At 73.8% G+C, this 16,927-nt stretch carries 11 protein-coding genes; 1 reads left to right on the top strand and 10 read right to left on the bottom strand.

The window, feature by feature from the left end; genetic code table 11:
* Nucleotides 1-47 precede the first annotated feature (47 nt).
* The 6 genes from ABZ716_RS20175 to ABZ716_RS20150 form a co-directional block, all read right to left on the bottom strand.
* A complete protein-coding gene (locus ABZ716_RS20175) occupies nt 48-2,357 on the bottom strand; it encodes a xanthine dehydrogenase family protein molybdopterin-binding subunit (protein ID WP_358810232.1) in 2,310 nt (769 codons plus the stop codon).
* 56 nt (nt 2,358-2,413) lie between these two features.
* The gene (locus ABZ716_RS20170; protein ID WP_358960555.1) at nt 2,414-5,089 is read right to left on the bottom strand and encodes a (2Fe-2S)-binding protein; all 2,676 of its coding nucleotides are present in this window, start codon (nt 5,087-5,089) and stop codon (nt 2,414-2,416) included.
* Nucleotides 5,086-5,925: an FAD binding domain-containing protein gene (locus ABZ716_RS20165; protein WP_358960618.1), complete on the bottom strand. Its 840-nt coding sequence runs from the start codon at nt 5,923-5,925 to the stop codon at nt 5,086-5,088. The genes ABZ716_RS20170 and ABZ716_RS20165 overlap by 4 nt, the downstream gene beginning before the upstream one ends.
* 482 nt (nt 5,926-6,407) lie before the next feature.
* Nucleotides 6,408-8,048 (bottom strand): beta-N-acetylhexosaminidase, encoded by a 1,641-nt coding sequence (locus ABZ716_RS20160; protein WP_358960552.1) that lies wholly within the window; start codon nt 8,046-8,048, stop codon nt 6,408-6,410.
* A 181-nt stretch (nt 8,049-8,229) separates the two neighbouring features.
* Complete coding sequence (locus ABZ716_RS20155) at nt 8,230-8,514, bottom strand: DUF3039 domain-containing protein (protein WP_150207851.1); 285 nt, start codon at nt 8,512-8,514, stop codon at nt 8,230-8,232.
* A 29-nt stretch (nt 8,515-8,543) separates the two neighbouring features.
* Complete coding sequence (locus ABZ716_RS20150; protein ID WP_351887123.1) at nt 8,544-9,104, bottom strand: YqgE/AlgH family protein; 561 nt, start codon at nt 9,102-9,104, stop codon at nt 8,544-8,546.
* 263 nt (nt 9,105-9,367) lie between these two features.
* On the opposite strand from ABZ716_RS20150, the gene murA reads away from it, so the two are divergent.
* On the top strand, nt 9,368-10,705 hold the full coding sequence (gene murA / locus ABZ716_RS20145; protein ID WP_351887120.1) for a UDP-N-acetylglucosamine 1-carboxyvinyltransferase: 1,338 nt from the start codon (nt 9,368-9,370) through the stop codon (nt 10,703-10,705).
* A gap of 180 nt (nt 10,706-10,885) precedes the next feature.
* Here murA and ABZ716_RS20140 read toward each other — a convergent pair whose 3' ends face one another.
* The 4 genes from ABZ716_RS20140 to ABZ716_RS20125 form a co-directional block, all read right to left on the bottom strand.
* The gene (locus ABZ716_RS20140) at nt 10,886-11,167 is read right to left on the bottom strand and encodes an HU family DNA-binding protein (protein ID WP_007264399.1); all 282 of its coding nucleotides are present in this window, start codon (nt 11,165-11,167) and stop codon (nt 10,886-10,888) included.
* A 308-nt stretch (nt 11,168-11,475) separates the two neighbouring features.
* Nucleotides 11,476-12,912: an NAD-dependent malic enzyme gene (locus tag ABZ716_RS20135; protein WP_358810164.1), complete on the bottom strand. Its 1,437-nt coding sequence runs from the start codon at nt 12,910-12,912 to the stop codon at nt 11,476-11,478.
* Between the two features lie 458 nt (nt 12,913-13,370).
* A complete protein-coding gene (locus ABZ716_RS20130; protein WP_358810165.1) occupies nt 13,371-15,677 on the bottom strand; it encodes a UvrD-helicase domain-containing protein in 2,307 nt (768 codons plus the stop codon).
* 409 nt (nt 15,678-16,086) lie between these two features.
* Nucleotides 16,087-16,854, bottom strand: coding sequence for a helix-turn-helix transcriptional regulator (locus ABZ716_RS20125; RefSeq protein ID WP_358960549.1), 768 nt, complete (start codon nt 16,852-16,854; stop codon nt 16,087-16,089).
* Nucleotides 16,855-16,927: the final 73 nt, after the last annotated feature.

Below are 16,927 nucleotides of genomic sequence, written 5' to 3'. Positions count from 1 at the left end.
TCCCGCCACTTTAACGACCAGTGGCGACAGCAGGACGCGCCGTGCCGCTACCCGTTGGGTGCCGCGACCGCCGCCGATGGCCGGATCGGGATCCTGTTCACCGGCCTGCCCGTCGCCGCCCGCACCGCCGACGCCACCGCCGCCGGGGTGGTCACCACCGGGACGGCGCTGGCCGCCTTCGCCCCGAAGGGAGCCACCACGTCCCGTTCCTCCACCAGCCGGACGATCCGCACCGCCGGGGCGTCCAGGGACGTCGGCAGGGCGTAGCCCGTCAGGTCGGGGTGGCGGACCAGGCCGGCGACCGAGCGGAGGTTCTCCGTCAGGGCCGCGCCCACGCCCTGGGTGACGCCCGCTTCGATACGGGCTTCCAGCTGGCGGGGGTTGAGGACGCGGCCGACGTCCTGTGCGACGGCCAGCTCCACCACCCGCACCGTCCCCAGCTCGATGTCCACGTCGACCACCGCGCGGATCGCGCAGAACGCCAGCCCCACGAAGGCGTCGCCCTGGCCGTGGTCGTCCAGCGGCTCCGTCGGGTGCGGGCGGCACTGGGCCGTCGCCCAGAGCTCCTTGCCCTCTATGGCCTCCGCCACCGGCAGGGAGAACGCCCCGTCGTACGACGTGATCCGGCCATCCGTGATCTGGAGCAGTTCGGTGGACATGCCGAGCTTGTGGGCCATCGGCTGGAGGAGCTGCGTACGGACCATCTTCGCGGCCCGCTCGACGGCCCCGCCCGAGACCCAGGTGTGGCGGCCGTGGGCGGAGGGGCCCGCGGGCGGCTGGTCGGTGTCCACGGGGGCGGTGGCCACCTCGTCGATGCCCAGCACCTCCTGGACGATCTGCCGCGCGAGGGTGGCGAAGCCCTGACCGGTGTCGACGGCCGCGCAGATGACGGTGGCGGTGCCGCCGACCACCTTCACGGTGGCGGTGGAGACCTCGTCGGCGCCCTCCGCTCCGAGCATGTGGACCATGCCGACGCCGTAGCCGACCCCGCGCCGCACCGCGCCGGGCTCGCCCGCGCCCTCGGGGCCGCCGGGCAGCAGCCAGTCCTCCTCCGGGGTGTCCTTGGGGAGGGAGGGCAGGGGGAAGTCGCGGACCGCGCGCAGGAGTTCGGCGACCGGGGCCGGGCAGGTGACCGTCTGGCCGGTGGGGAGGAGGTCGCCGGTGGCGAGGACGTTACGCAGGCGCAGTTCCGCGCCGTCGATGCCGAGGGCGGCCGCGAGTTTGTCCATCTGGCCCTCGTAGGCCGCGCAGACCTGCATGGCGCCCTCGCCGCGGACGTGGCCTGACGGCGGGTTGTTCGTACGGACCGCCCAGCCCTCCACGAAGGCGTGCGGGACGACGTACGGGCCGCACGCGAAGGCCACCGCCGCCGCGAGGGACTCGGCGGAGGCGTCGGCGTAGGCGCCGGCGTCCATCAGGATCTGCGCCTCCACCTTGACCAGCCGGCCCTCGGCGTCCGCGTGGTGGCGGTAGCGCAGCAGGGTCGGGTGGCGGTGGGCGTGCCCGAGGAAGGACTCCTCGCGGGTGGCGGCCAGCTTGACCGGGCAGCCGGTGCGCAGGGCGAGCAGGCCCAGCGGGAGCTGGAAGGCGGGGTCCTCGCGGTCGGCCGTGGCGCCGGGGACGCCGGTGACGACGACGCGGACGCGGTCCGGGTCGAGGCCGAAGCAGGCGGCGGCGAGGTCGCGGTCGGTGTGCGGGTCGGTGGAGGCGGTGTAGAGCTCGACGCCGCCGTCGGGGCGGGGCACGGCGAGGCCGGCCTCGGCGCCGATGGGGGCGGGGTCCTGGCGGCCGATGCGGTAGAGGCCCTCGACGACGACCTCTCCGGTCGCCTCGGGGTCGCCGTAGCGCAGCGGGATGTGCCGGATGAGGTTGCCGTCGGGGTGGAGCGGGGCGGCGCCGAAGGACTGCTCGGGGTCCGTGACGGCGTCGAGGAGCTCGTACTCGACGGCGATGGCGGCGGCGGCGAGGCGGGCCGTGTCGGGGTGGTCGGCGGCGACGGCGGCGATGGGCTCGCCGTGGTGGCGTACGACGTCGTGGGCGAAGACCGGCCGGTCGGCGATGCGGCGGCCGTGGGTGGTGGCGCCGGGGACGTCGGCGTGGGTGATGACGGCGCGGACGCCGGGCATCTCGGCGGCGGCCGTGGTGTCGATGGAACGGATACGGGCGTGGGCGTGCGGGGAGCGCAGCACGGCGGCCCACAGCAGGCCCTCCGCCCACAGGTCGGCGGCGTAGGGGAAGGTCCCCTCGGCCTTGGCGCGGGTGTCCGCCGAGGGGACGGAGGCTCCGATCCCGCGCGCGGGGCGCTGCTGGTCGCCGCCGTCGCCGTCGCCTTCGGCGCCGGTGTTGAGCGCCGTCATGGTCATGGTGGTGGTAGTGCTCGTGGTGGTCGTCGCCGTGGCCGCGTCCTGCCCGCTCACGCCATGCCTCCGTTGTGGTGGATCCCGTCGAATCCGCTGCTGCCGTCGTGGGGGGTGTGGGGTGCGTGGGGGTCGTGGCTTGCGTGCGCTGCGTGGGGGTCGTGGGCTGTGTGCCCGCCGACCGCGCCGGACGCGTCGAAGCCGTTGCCGCCCAGGGTGCCGCCCGGGCCGGACGCCGCCGGGTCGAAGCCGGTCGAGGCGTCGAACCCGTTGCCGCCGAAGGTCCCGTCCGGGGTGGGGGGCGGGGAGTTGAACCCGGCGAAGGCGTCGAAGCCGTTGCCGCCGAGGGTCCCGCCCGGGCCGGACGCCGCCGGATCGAAGGCGGCCGACGCGTCGAAGCCGTTCCCGCCCAGCGTCCCGCCCGGGCCGGACGCCGCCGGATCGAAGCCGGCCGACGCGTCGAAGCCGTTCCCGCCCAGCGTCCCGCCCGGGCCGGATCCGGCCGGGGCGAAGGCCGCCGACGGGTCGAAGCCGTTGCCGCCGAACGTCCCGTCCTGGGCCGGGGCCGAGGGTTCGAAGCCGTTGCCGCCGCCCAGGGTGTCGCCCGGGCCGGGCTGCGGGGTGTCGTAGCCGTGGACGCCGCCCTCGCCCGGCTGGGCCTGGTGCGGGATGCGCGGTTCCGCCGCCGGGGACTCCGCCGGCTGCGCGGCGGCGGACGTGGCCTCGCGTTCCGCGATGACCTCGCGGACCGCCTCGATCACGCCCTTGTAGCCGGAGCAGCGGCAGAGGTTGCCGCACAGCGCCTGCCGGGTCTCCAGGTCGCTGGGGGCGTGGTTGCCCTCCAGCAGGTCATGGATGGTCATCGCCATGCCGGGCACGCAGAACCCGCACTGCACCCCGCCCGACCTGCACAACGCCTGCTGCACGTCCGAGAGTTCCCCGCCCGCGGCGAGTCCCTCCACCGTGCGCACCTCGGACCCGGCCGCCGTCGCCGCCGGGACCAGGCAGGAGGCGACGAGCCGTCCGTCGACCTGCACCGCGCAGGCCCCGCATTCGCCCTGCGAGCAGCCGTCCTTGGCGCCGGCCAGGCCGAGGCGCTCGCGCAGCACGTAGAGCAGGGACTCGCCGATCCAGGCGCCGGTGACGGGCCGGTCGGCGCCGTTGACGCGCAGCACGTACGAAGCGGAAGGGTGCTCGTGATGGGCGACGGCGGGGTGCCGTTCTTCCTCGTACGCCGCCTCCCCGGGCGGGAACTCCCCGGTGTCGTGCCCGGCCGGTGCTGTCACAGCGCTGTCGGCGGTGTCCTCACCCGGCGCGGGCGCGGCCCCCGCTTCGGCCGGGGCGGCGGGTGCCTCCGCGAAGCCGTGCCCGTGCTCCGCGCCCGGTACCGGGGCGGGGGCGGGGGCGGGCCCCTCCTCCGGCGCGGGGTCGGCGCCCTCGGCCTCCGCCGGTCGCGGCCGCTCGTCCCCGGCCGGAGGCTGCGCCGGGCCGTGGCCGTGCGACGCCTCGATGTCCGGGGCGGCCTCCAGGGCCGACTCGGGCTCCGGCGCGGCCTGGGGGTAGCCCTCGGGCAGCGGGGTCCCGACACCGGGACCGCCCAGCACCCTCGGCCCGCGCCCCGGCGCCCCGGCCCCGTGCGCCCCGGGGCCACCGCTGCCCGGCAGCACACCGGAGCTCAGCGACCCCTCCGCCGGGCCGAGGGCCTGCGCCCCGTTGCCGCCCGGCACCTCGGCCGCCGCCCAGGGCGCCTGGGCCCCGCCCGGCAGCGTCACCGGCGCCTGGCCCCAGCCACCGTCCGCACCACCGGCCCCGCCGACGCCACCGCCGGCCCCGGCCCCGCTCACGCCACCGGCCCCCGCGCCGCCGTCCGTCAGGTCGGCCGGCAGGGCCCAGTGCCCGGTCGCCGCCGGCTCCTCCTCGCGGTGCAGGGCGTCGGGGAACCGCCACTCGGCCGTCGCCCCCGCCTCCGTGTCGCCGTGCGGGCCGGCGTACTGCTGCGCGTGCTCCTGCGTGTCTTCCTGGCCGTGCGGCGCGTACTGCTGCGCGCTTTCCTGCCCGTGCCGCGCGTGCTCCTGGCCGTACTGCTGCGCGTGCTCCTGGCCGTACTGCTGAGCCTCCTCCTGCCCGTGCTGCGCGGCCCCGTGGGCGCCCGCGTGCGAGGACAGCCCGGGGGCCGGCTGCGGCCCCGCGTGGGCGGTGTCCGGCTGCGCTCCGCCGTGGAACTCCGCGTGCGCCTCCGGCTCGGCGGCCGCGAAGGCCGCCGCCACCGACGCCGGGAGCGGGATGGACGCCGGGATCGGCCCGCGGGCCGGGGCGGCCGGAGCCGCGTCGGCGGGGGCCTGTCCGGGCGCCCCGCCCGCCTCGGGCCACTGGACCGGCATCGTCCAGGTCCCGGTGGCGCTGGGGTCCGTACTGCCGGACGAACCCAGCGGCATGATCATCGGAGGCGGCACGAACCCGTGCCCGGGCGCCGCCAGGGGCTCCCCGGTGTCCAGCGCGTCCAGCATGTCCTGCGGCAGCTGGACGAAGGCGGTGGCGTCGGAGTCGTAGTCGCCGCCCTGCGGCACCGGCTCCCAGCCCCAGCCGGCCGCGGCACCGTTCCCCGGATATCCGGTCTGCTCGGTATATCCCGAATGCCCGGCGTCCCCCGAATGCCCCGCGTTCCCCGTCGGGTTGCCCGTGGTGTTGCCCGTGTCCCCGGTCGTTCCGCTCACGTTCTCGTTCTCACTCATGAGGTCAGCGCCCTCCCCAGGGCCCTGCGCGCCAGTACGGCGACGGTCCGCCGCAGATGCAGTACTCCGGCGGAGACCTGCTGCCCCTGGTCGGGTACGCACGCCGCCGCGACGTACTCGCCGAATGCCTCCAGGGCCTCGGGGGCCAGGCTGCGGTCCCCGTCCCAGTCGATCAGCGAGGCCACCCACTGCTCGGCCTCCAGCGGGCGCAGCGGCATCGGGGCCACCGCGCCGATCGCGCACCGCACACCCCGGCGCGCGGGATCCAGCACGAGCCCCACGGACGCCACCGCACGCCCCGGCCCCGTACGCCCCGTGGCCTTCAGGAAGACCTGCGGGGCGTGCAGCAGCGGCACCCGTACGAAGCCGATGAGCTCGCCCGGGCGCAGCATGTCCCGCCCGGCGAGCAGATGGGAGACGGGGATCTCGCGCTGTGAGCCGCCGGGGCCGACGACGACCAGCACCGCCTCCAGGGCCGCCAGCACGGGCAGCGCGTCACCGGTCGGCGCGGCCGTCGCGATGTTGCCGCCGAGGGTGCCGGCGTTGCGGATCTGCGGCGGGCCGGCCGCCCGCGCGGCGGCGGCCAGCGCCGGGATCAGAGCGGCGAAATCCGGCCGTCCCATCCGGGCGTGCGTCAGGCCGGCGCCGAGCAGCGCGTGCCCGTCCTGGTACTGCCAGCTGCGGATCTCGCTGATGCGCCCGAGGCCCACCAGCGCGGCGGGCCGCAGCAGTCCGGAGTTGACGGCGGCCATGAGGTCGGTGCCGCCGGCCACCGGAACGGCCGCGGGCATGGCGGCGAGCGCCGCGACGGCCTCGTCGAGCGAGGCCGGCAGCATCACGGACTGCGCCGCCTGCCCCGGCGTCCCCTGCGGGGTGTGCGGCCCCTGAGCCGAATGCGGTGTGTGCGGTGCGTGCGTGGTCAACCCAGCTGCCCCTTCCCGATGTCCCGGTCCTGGCGCTCACGCCTGTCCGCCGTACGGTACGTGCTCACCGCCGGGACGTGGCAACTCTGGCACATCTTCGGCACCGCCCGGCGCGAGGGTCTCCCGGGCACCACCGCCCCGCCCGCCCGGCCTCCCGCGCGGCCGCCGCCGGAACCCCGCCACCCAGCCCCTTTGCCCTCACCCGAAAGCCGTCCGGGGGCGCGCCCGGAATCCCTCCGGAGGGCCTCCGGCCCCCTCCGCACCGCTCTCGTACGACACCCACCCGAACGTCCGTTTTCCCCCGAATCAGCCATGTTCGAGCGACAGTTCCCCTGGTTACCGAAGAGTTCCGCTTCCGGCGGTCGAGCCGGCCGGCGCCCCCGCCCCGCGCCGGGTCACACGATCGGGGGCGCGCCCTCGACCGGGCGCCCCCGGACCCCCGGACGACGCTGCCACGGCAGCGGCCCGCCCGGTGGCCGGTATGCGACCCCGAGGGCGTCCAGCCGTGCCCGGTGCGCCTCGGCCCGCGCCGCGAAACCGTCCCAGTCGCGGGATTCCGGTTCCGGCAGCCGCGACCACACCACCTCCGCGAACGCGGCGAGCCGGGGGAACACCTGGTAGTCGACCCGTCCCTGGTGCTCCATCACCTCGGTCCACACGTTGGCCTGCGCGCCCAGCACGTGCGCGGCGGCCTCCTCCGACAGCTTCGGCGGCACCGGCTCGAACCGGTAGACGTCCTCCAGCGAGCGCACGTACCCGATGGGCACCGGCTCGTCGGGGCCGTCCGCCTGACGGTGGTCCAGGTACACCTGCTGCTCGGGGCACATCACCACGTCGTGCCCGGCCTCGGCGGCGGCGATCCCGCCCGCGTAGCCGCGCCAGGAGGAGACGGCCGCGCCCTCCGCGAGGCCGCCCTCCAGGATCTCGTCCCAGCCGATGAGCCGGCGGCCCCGGCCGGCGAGCCAGCGGTCGAAGTGCCGGACGAACCAGGACTGGAGGCCGTCCTCCCCGTCCACACCCAGCTCACGGATCCGCGCCTGCGCCGTCGGCGAGGCCCGCCACTGGGCCTTGGGGCACTCGTCGCCGCCGATGTGCACGAACGGCGAGACCTCGGGCGGGAACAGCTCCAGCAGCTCCTCGAAGACCCCTTCGTAGAAGCGCAGTACGTCCTCGGTCGGCGCGAGCACGTTCTCGCTGATGCCCCAGTCGTCCCACACCTCCAGCGCGGCGGTGTCGACGACGTCCGCGTTGCCCAGCCAGGGGTAGGCGGCGATCGCGGCCTGGGAGTGCCCGGGGATGTCGATCTCGGGGACGATCCGGATGTGCCGCTCGGCCGCGTAGGCGACGATCTCGCGGAGGTCGTCGTGGGTGTAGAAGCCGCCGTGCGGGGTCTCGTTCCACAGCGGGGAGGCGCGGTGCCCCCACCGGCTGCGGGGCCGCCAGGAGCCGGTCCGCGTCAGGCGCGGGTGGCGCCGGATCTCGACGCGCCAGCCCTGGTCGTCCGTCAGGTGCAGGTGCAGCACGTTGAGCTTGTGCGCCGCCAGCAGGTCGAGGTAGCGCAGCACCCCGTCCTTGGGCATGAAGTGCCGGGCCACGTCGAGCATCATCCCGCGCCAGTCGAAGCGCGGGCGGTCGGCGATACGGACGTACGACAGGTCCCAGGTGCGCCCGGGGCGCAGCGGGGCGCGCCGGAAGGCGTCGGGGCCGAGGAGCTGACGCAGCGTCTGGGCTGCCCAGAACAGTCCGGCCTCGTCCGCGCCGGTCAGCTCGGCCCCGTCCGCGCCGACGTCCAGCCGGTACGCCTCGGGCACCGGGTCCTCCAGCGCGGCGGGCTCCACGCGCAGCCGTACGTCGCCCCGCCCGCCCGGCGCGGCGGGCGGCAGCGCCCACCCGGTGGCGGCGCCCAGCTCCCGGCGCAGCCAGCGCGCCACGCCGCCGGCGCCCGGCCCGGCGTCGAGCACCGGCTGCGGGCCGAAGGCGTAGCGGCGGCCGGCCCCGTCGGGAACGGCGACCTGGGGTACGGGGATCAGGTCCATGCGTCAGCCCCTCACAGCAGAGCGCTCGTCGCGCCCGACCCTAACGCCGCGACCGGGCGGGGCAAAGAAGGCGAAGAAGACGGCGAAGGAGGCGGAAGAAGGCAGAGAAGGCCCCCGGGGAGCGCGCGCACGCGCACCCCCGGGGGCCTTCCCGGTGCGGCAGCAGCCGGACGCGTTCCCGCTACTTGTCCTTGCCGCCCTTGTCCTTGTCGCCTCCGGCGCCCATGGAGTCGTAGATCTCCTTGCACATGGGACAGACCGGGTACTTCTTCGGGTCGCGGCCCGGCACCCAGACCTTGCCGCAGAGCGCGACGACGGGGGTCCCGTCGAGGGCGCTCGCCATGATCTTGTCCTTCTGGACGTAGTGGGCGAAGCGCTCGTGGTCGCCGTCGCCGTGGGACACCTGCGGCGTCGGCTCTACGAGGGTCCCCGTACCAGTCCCGCGCTCGGGCTCAAGAGTGCTCATAAAAACCAGGGTACTGAACCGCGCCCGGGTCAGTTCAGCGACGGGTCGTCCAGATAGGTGGCAACCATCGCGAGCTCGCTGCGCTGGCGCCGCAGCACCGCCCGCCACAGCCGTTCGGGGTCCGGGAAGGAGACGTCACCGGGCTCGGAGTCCACGACGTACCAGGCGCCCTCGCCCAGCTCGTCCTCCAGCTGCCCGGGCCCCCAGCCGGAGTACCCGGCGAAGATGCGCAGGCCCCCGAGGGCGGCGGCGAGCAGTTCGGGCGGTGCCTCCAGATCGACGAGGCCGATGGCCCCGTGCACCCGGCGCCAGCCCAGGGGCCCCTCCTCGCCCGGTATCACCGCGACCCCCAGCGCCGAGTCCAGCGCGACGGGGCCGCCCTGGAACACCACGCCCGGGTCGCCCGCCAGCGGGGCCCAGGGCAGCAGGATGTCGCGGACGTCCACGGGGGTGGGCCGGTTCAGGACCACGCCGAGGGAGCCCTGCTCGTCGTGGTCGAGCAGCAGCACCACCGCGCGGTCGAAGTTCGGATCCGCGAGGGCGGGGGTGGCCACGAGCAGCCGCCCTGTGAGGGAGGACACCTCGGTCATGGCCACATGATCTCGCACAATCGCCTTCCGGGGGGAGCGGACGGTCCGACCGGATCACGCGCAGCTCAGGGCGCACGGCTGCAGACGGGAGCGCGCGCCGCCCCCGGATGGCGGAGGGCAACACTCCGCTACCTGGCGGGCACCCTATGTGGTGTACCTACTGGATGACAGTCCTACGGCCCTGTCACCCATACAAACAAGGGGGTGGTGGCCCTTACCCTTACCACTGGTCCCCTGCCCATCCACTCCGGAACGCGAGATCCATGACCGGCAACGATGTCCTGCTTGTCCACGGCGGAACCCCGCTCGAGGGCGAGATCCGTGTCCGCGGTGCGAAGAACCTCGTGCCGAAGGCCATGGTGGCCGCCCTGCTCGGCAGCGAGCCGAGCCGGCTGCGCAATGTTCCCGACATCCGTGACGTGCGGGTCGTGCGCGGTCTGCTCCAGCTTCACGGCGTGACCGTGCGCCCCGGCGAGGAGCCGGGCGAGCTGCTCCTCGACCCCACGTACGTCGAGAGCGCGAACGTCGCCGACATCGACGCGCACGCGGGCTCCTCCCGCATCCCGATCCTGTTCTGCGGCCCGCTGCTGCACCGCCTCGGCCACGCCTTCATCCCGGGCCTGGGCGGCTGCGACATCGGCGGCCGGCCGATCGACTTCCACTTCGACGTGCTCCGCCAGTTCGGCGCGACCATCGAGAAGCGCGAGGGCGGCCAGTACCTGGAGGCCCCGCAGCGCCTTCGCGGATGCAAGATCCGCCTGCCCTACCCGTCGGTCGGCTCGACCGAGCAGGTCCTGCTGACGGCCGTCCTGGCCGAGGGCGTGACCGAGCTCAGCAACGCCGCCGTCGAGCCGGAGATCGAAGACCTCATCTGCGTCCTGCAGAAGATGGGCGCGATCATCTCCATGGACACCGACCGGACCATCCGGATCACCGGTGTCGACCGTCTGAGCGGCTACAACCACAAGGCGCTCCCGGACCGCCTGGAGGCGGCCTCCTGGGCGTCCGCGGCCCTGGCGACCGGCGGCAACATCTACGTCCGCGGGGCGCAGCAGCGCTCGATGATGACCTTCCTGAACACCTTCCGGAAGGTCGGCGGCGCCTTCGAGATCGACGACGAGGGCATCCGCTTCTGGCACCCGGGCGGCCCGCTCAAGGCCATCGCGCTGGAGACGGACGTCCACCCCGGTTTCCAGACCGACTGGCAGCAGCCGCTGGTCGTGGCGCTGACGCAGGCGTCGGGCCTGTCGATCGTCCACGAGACGGTCTACGAGTCGCGGCTGGGCTTCACCTCGGCGCTGAACCAGATGGGCGCCCACATCCAGCTGTACCGCGAGTGCCTGGGCGGCAGCGCCTGCCGCTTCGGCCAGCGCAACTTCCTGCACTCGGCGGTCGTCTCGGGCCCGACCAAGCTGCAGGGCGCCGACCTGGTCATCCCCGACCTGCGCGGCGGGTTCTCGTACCTGATCGCGGCGCTGGCGGCCGAGGGCACCTCGCGCGTCCACGGCATCGACCTGATCAACCGCGGCTACGAGAACTTCATGGACAAGCTCGTCGAGCTCGGCGCCAAGGTGGAACTCCCCAACGGCGACCTGGTCTGAGACACCGTCGGGCCTTCCGGCCCCCTCCCGGGCCCCCAGGGGCTCGGGGAGGGCCTGGGAGGCGCGACGGCGCCCGTAACGGCCTGAGGGCGGCCACCCCGCGTGGGGTGGCCGCCCTCGGCCGTTCTACGTACTACTGCCGTCCCGAGGGCCTGTGCGGCCCTCGGCACAAGGGCGGTACTACTTGCCCTTGGCGGCTTCCTTGAGCTTGGAGCCCGCGGAGACCTTCACGCTGTAGCCGGCCGGGATCTGGATGGGGTCGCCGGTCTGCGGGTTGCGCGCGGTGCGAGCGGCACGGTGGGTGCGCTCGAAGGTCAGGAAGCCGGGGATGGTGACCTTCTCGTCGCCCTTGGCGACAATCTCCCCGACGGTCTCGGCGAGCGCGGCCAGAACGGCGTCGGCGTCCTTGCGGGTCACCTCGGCGCGCTCGGACAGAGCGGCCACCAGCTCACTGCGGTTCATGTTGTACTCCCGTGTTCAACTTGCCTTAGAGGCGTGAGATCGAAGCCGATGCTGCCAGGGCCCTCGGACAGTCCCCGGACCCGGGTCTGAACGTCAGACCCTCTCGCCCGGTTACGCATCCTGCCCCCACCAGCGGCGGGAAAGCCAATCCGGCACCCGCCAGGGTCACACGAAAAGCGCCACAGTCACGCCGCCGTGACGCTCCGTCGCACCCGAGGCTCCGACACCGATGCGGGCCGCGCACGGCGCGGGCATCCCCGCAACCCTAGAGGCGGCCCGCCGGGCCCGCATCCCGCGACGCGCCGGGATCAGGCCGTGTGACCCGTCACAGCGCCCTTCTCGGCACCGGCCTGCGCGGCCTTGCGGACGGCGCCGGCGACGGCGCCCGCGACCTTGTCGTTGAAGACGGAGGGGATGATGTAGTTCGCGTTCAGCTCGTCCTCGCCGACCACGTCGGCGAGGGCGGTGGCGGCGGCCAGCATCATGTCGGTGTTCACCGTCCGGGACTGGGCGTCCAGCAGGCCGCGGAAGACACCCGGGAAGACCAGCACGTTGTTGATCTGGTTCGGGAAGTCCGAGCGGCCGGTGGCCACGACGGCGGCGGTCTGGCGCGCGACGGCCGGGTCCACCTCCGGGTCCGGGTTCGCGAGCGCGAACACGATCGCACCCTCGGCCATGGCGGCAACATCCTCGCCGGAGAGCACGTTCGGGGCGGAGACGCCGATGAAGACGTCCGCGCCGACCACGGCCTCCTTCAGGGTGCCGGTGTAGCCCTCGGGGTTGGTGTTGTCGGCGATCCAGCGCAGCGGGGAGTCCGGGGCGGCGTCGACCAGGTCGGGGCGGCCGGCGTGGACGACGCCGTGGATGTCGGCGCTGACGGCGTTCTTGACGCCGGCGGCGAGGAGCAGCTTGAGGATGGCCGTACCGGCGGCGCCGGCGCCCGACATGACCACCTTGACGTCCTCAACTGCCTTGCCCACGACGCGCAGTGCGTTGGTGAGGGCGGCGAGGACGACGATGGCGGTGCCGTGCTGGTCGTCGTGGAAGACGGGGATGTCGAGGGCCTCGCGCAGCCGGGCCTCGATCTCGAAGCAGCGGGGCGCCGAGATGTCCTCCAGGTTGATGCCGGCGAAGCCGGGGGCGATGGCGCGGACGATCTCGACGATCTTGTCGGTGTCCTGCGTGTCGAGGCAGATCGGCCACGCGTCGATCCCGGCGAAGCGCTTGAAGAGGGCCGCCTTGCCCTCCATGACGGGCAGCGCGGCCATCGGGCCGATGTTGCCGAGGCCCAGGACGGCGGAGCCGTCGGTCACGACTGCGACGGAGTTGCGCTTGATGGTCAGGCGGCGCGCGTCCTCGGGGTTCTCGGCGATGGCCGTGCACACGCGGGCGACGCCGGGGGTGTAGATCATCGAGAGGTCGTCGCGGTTGCGGATGGGGTGCTTGGACGACATCTCGATCTTGCCGCCGAGGTGCATCAGGAAGGTGCGGTCGGAGACCTTGCCCAGGCTGACGCCCTCGATGCCGCGCAGCTTCTCGACGATCTCGTCGGCGTGGGCGGTGGAGGTCGCGGCGATGGTGACGTCGATACGGAGCTTCTCGTGGCCGGACGCGGTCACGTCGAGGCCGGTGACCGAGCCTCCGGAAGACTCCACGGCGGTGGTGAGCTGGGAGACCGCGGTTCCGCTCGCGGGCACTTCCAGGCGGACCGTCATCGAATACGAGACGCTGGGCGCCGTTGCCATGGCCGTGTTCCTCTTCTGTCCCTGGTTCTTCTATGAGCACAGGGCCCCGCGCGGTTCCCCCCATGGTGGCGGGTTGCGGCAAGGACCTGTTGTCCGATCGTCCCACCTACCAGCCGGTACAAGGTAACCAGCTACAAATTTCGGAAGAACTCTTCCACCATACGAGAGAACTCGGGGTGTTGGAATGGTGGATACACACAAAACAGGTCCGCGCCCCCCGCTGAGCGGAGGGCGCGGACCTGGTGTTCCGGCTGAAGACACCGACCCGCCATGCTCGCCTCGCGGCAAGTGGTCGCTCTGAGCGACGAAGGTTGGGCCCGGGGGCTTGGATCGAGCCGGTGTCGCAACCAGGCTAACAAAGGATCGCCGAAAGCGGTCCCCCTCCCACGATCCGGACACCGCCGTCACGCTCCTGGCGGCGGGCCGATCGGCGGTGGGGGACCGCGAGCGGGCCGGGGTCAGGGGCTCAGCAGCTCCGGCACCCCGTCGGCATCCGGGCGGTCGGCCGCCGCCGAGACCACCGTCAGCTGCTGCGTCGCGCGCGTCAGCGCCACGTACAGCACCCGCAGGCCCGCCGGGGACTCCTCCGCGATCTCCGCCGGGGAGACCACCACCGTGGCGTCGTACTCCAGCCCCTTCGCCTCCAGGCTGCCCAGCGCCACCGCCCGCTCGCCCAGGTCCGCGAGCCAGCCCGCCGCCTCCGCGCGCCGGTCCATCGCCACGACCACGCCGACCGTGCCGTCCACCTGGCCCAGCAGCCGCCGGGTCTCCTCCCGCACCGCCGCCCCGAGGTCGTCCCCGGCGGTGGTGAAGCGGGGCCGCAGGCCCGTCGAGCGCACCGCCCGCGGCGGCTCCATCCCGGGCATCGCCCGCTCCAGCACCCGGGAGGCCACCTCGGCCACCTCGGCCGGGTTGCGGTAGTTCACCGTCAGGGTGAACCGCCTGCGCGGCCGGGAGCCCAGCGCCTCGTCCCGCGCGGCGGCCGCCTCCTCCGGCACCGTCCAGGAGGACTGCGCCGGGTCGCCGACCACCGTCCAGGTCCCCGTACGGCCCCGCCGGCCCACCATCCGCCACTGCATCGGCGTCAGGTCCTGGGCCTCGTCCACGATCACGTGCGCGTACTCGGTCCGCTCCGCCGCGATCCGCTCGGCCCGCTCCCAGCTGGTCTCCTCCCTGGTCGGCATCAGCTCCTCCAGACCGCTGAGCTGGTCCAGCGGGTCCCACTCCCGCTTGCGCTTCGGCCGCGCCGGCGCGCCGAGCAGCTGCTGGAGCTCGTCCAGCAGCGCCACGTCGTGCACCGAGAGCGGCCCGGAGCCGTCCGCGCCGACCCGGCGCAGCGAACGCGCCAGCTGACGGGTCTCGCGCGGGTTCAGCTCCCGGCGCGCCCAGCGGCCCAGACGCCGCTCGTCGGCCATGGCGGCCAGCACCCGGCGGGGGGTGAGCTCCGGCCACCAGGCGTTCAGGAAGCCGAGGAAGTCGTCCTCGGTGGAGACGTCCTCGTCGAAGGCGCTGCGCAGCTCGGCCGCCAGCTCCGGGTCGCTGTGCCGGCCGTTCGCGCCGGTCTTCGCGTACAGGGCGTCCAGCAGCAGCTTGCGGGCGCGCGGGCGCAGCAGGTTGACGGGGGCGGTGCCGCCGAGCACGTTCTGCCGGATCCGCTCCAGCTCGGGCGCCTCCAGCTCGACGCGCCGGCCGAAGGCCACCACGCGCAGCCGCTCCGGGGCGTCTCCCGTCTCCAGCGCGCCGCGCACCGCCTTGCGGAGCACCTTGAGCATCCGGGAGGAGCCCTTGATCCGGGCCACGGCCGGGTCGTCGTACGTCGTCGCCTCGGCCCCGTCGACGAGCGAGCCGAGCGCCCGGATGGCGACCTGCCCCTCCTCGCCGAGCGAGGGCAGCACCCCTTCGGTGTAGGCGACCAGCAGCGGCGTCGGGGAGACGATCAGGATGCCGCCCGAGTAGCGGCGGCGGTCCTGGTAGAGGAGGTACGCGGCCCGGTGCAGGGCGACGGCGGTCTTGCCGGTGCCCGGCCCGCCCGCGACCTCCGCGACGGAGGCGGCGGGGGCCCGGATGACCATGTCCTGCTCGGCCTGGATGGAGGAGACGATGTCCCGCATGGAGTGCGTACGGGCCCTGCCGAGCGAGGCCATCAGCGCCCCGTCACCGATGGCGGGCAGCTCCCGGCCGTCCAGGGTGGCGGTGATCTCGGGACGCATCAGGTCGTCCTCGACGCCGAGCACCTTGCGCCCCTTGGACCGGATCACCCGGCGGCGGATGACCCGGCCGGGGTCCTTGGGGGTCGAACGGTAGAACGGCGCGGCCGCGGGGGCGCGCCAGTCGATGACGAGCGGCGCGTAGTCGCTGTCGAGGACGCCGATGCGGCCGATGTGCAGCGTCTCGGCGATCTCGGCGGTGAGGTCGGGCCGGATCGCGTCGTCGGCGGGCTCGACGGAGGTGTACGCCCCGTCGGCGCCCTTCTCCCCGTCCTTCCCCAGCACGAGGTCGATCCGTCCGAAGAGGAAGTCCTCGAACTCGTTGTTGAGGCGGTTGAGGTGGATCCCGGCGCGGAAGACCTGCGCGTCGCGCTCGGCGAGCGCGCCGGGCGTACCGACCTGGCCGCGCTGGGCGGCGTCGTTCATGAGGAACTCGGCCTCGTGGATCTTCTCCTCAAGGCGCCGGTACACCCGATCGAGATGCGTCTGCTCGACCGCGATCTCCCGATCGCGGACGGAATCCGCCGTGCTGCCGACAGCGGCATTCTGCGCGGCCACCAAGGCCCCCTTCTGACGTGCATGGGCGACCGTCAACCGTACGCGACGCGAGCCCCACTCCGCACGCCCGGTCCAGGCAGGTTGACGGGCCCCATGTCGTTTCGTACGAGGACACGGCCGACCGGGGCCCCGACCCCCGCGGGGGCGCAGGGGCCGGGGGCGGGGCGGAGGCCGCCGGCACCGCGCGGCACTCACTAGCGGCCCGGTACGGGGGAGACCGGGGCCTCGCTCAGCAGTCTCAGGGATGAGCCGAGGGGCCGGGGCCGCCTCGCCGGGCATCCGGGCGGACCCCATCCGCTGACCGGGGCCGGTAGGCGCGCCAGATCGCTACGCGCTCCTCTTCTCTCGGCGTCTGCAGCCCGTCTCGAGTTGCTACCTGCACCAAACGACGAACAGATCAGCTTCGGCTTCACTCCGGCGGTTGGCTGTACCTCTCCAGTGCCGCCTTGCTCGTGGATCGGTCCACCAGCCGCAGTTCCCACGGACCGGTGTTCACGTCGAAGTCCTTGCCGAAGCCGACCCACTTCCCAGCCATGCGCCGTCCGGTCGGTTCGACCAGGAGCTGGATGGCGCCGTGATAGCGGGCCCCGTTGTAGTAGCCGTCTGCGGCGGTCTGCTCGACCCACGTGCCGGTGACCACGTTGCGGGCCACGGTCAGGTCCAGCGTGAGCGGGCTGTCCGGGTTGCTGCTCGCACCGGGCAAGCTCTGGACGGTCAGCCGGTTCCCGTGCTGGACGATCACCACGTAGTGCTTGCCCTCGTACGAGTCGCCCCGGCTCGAAGAGAAGAACTCGTAGCGGCTGAGCCACACCCCCGAGAACGTCTCCTCACCCGGCTGCGCACCTACAGCGGCAGAGGCGACACCGGTTGCACCGGTCTCCATGTCATGTCCTCCCTTCCCGTCTGCGTGAACTCTTGCGATCGGCACCGGCAGGGCGAACCCCAGTGCCTCGACCGGACGGCCGGTCACCCGTTCCAGGGCCCTGGCGTACACACCTCGCGGAGTCTTGCTCGTGCCGGCCTCCCAGCGCTGCACCAGCCGCTTGGAAGCCTCGTTCGGCTCCCCCAGTTCCACGCCTGCCCGGCGGAGCGCTTTGGCGAAGTCGTCTTGGCTTAAGCGCAGCCCGATGCGCACGGCCCGCAGCACATCGTTCGGCACCACAGCGGTCGTCGTCATGACGTCAAAGCTAGACGCAACCACCGTGCAATGACACCGGTTTGACGCCTTTGCGGGCGTCATTGACACCCCA

Origin of the sequence: Streptomyces sp. NPDC006687 (assembly GCF_040636215.1) — a bacterium.
GTDB lineage: Bacteria > Actinomycetota > Actinomycetes > Streptomycetales > Streptomycetaceae > Streptomyces.
This window is presented reverse-complemented; position numbering and strand designations above follow the sequence as displayed.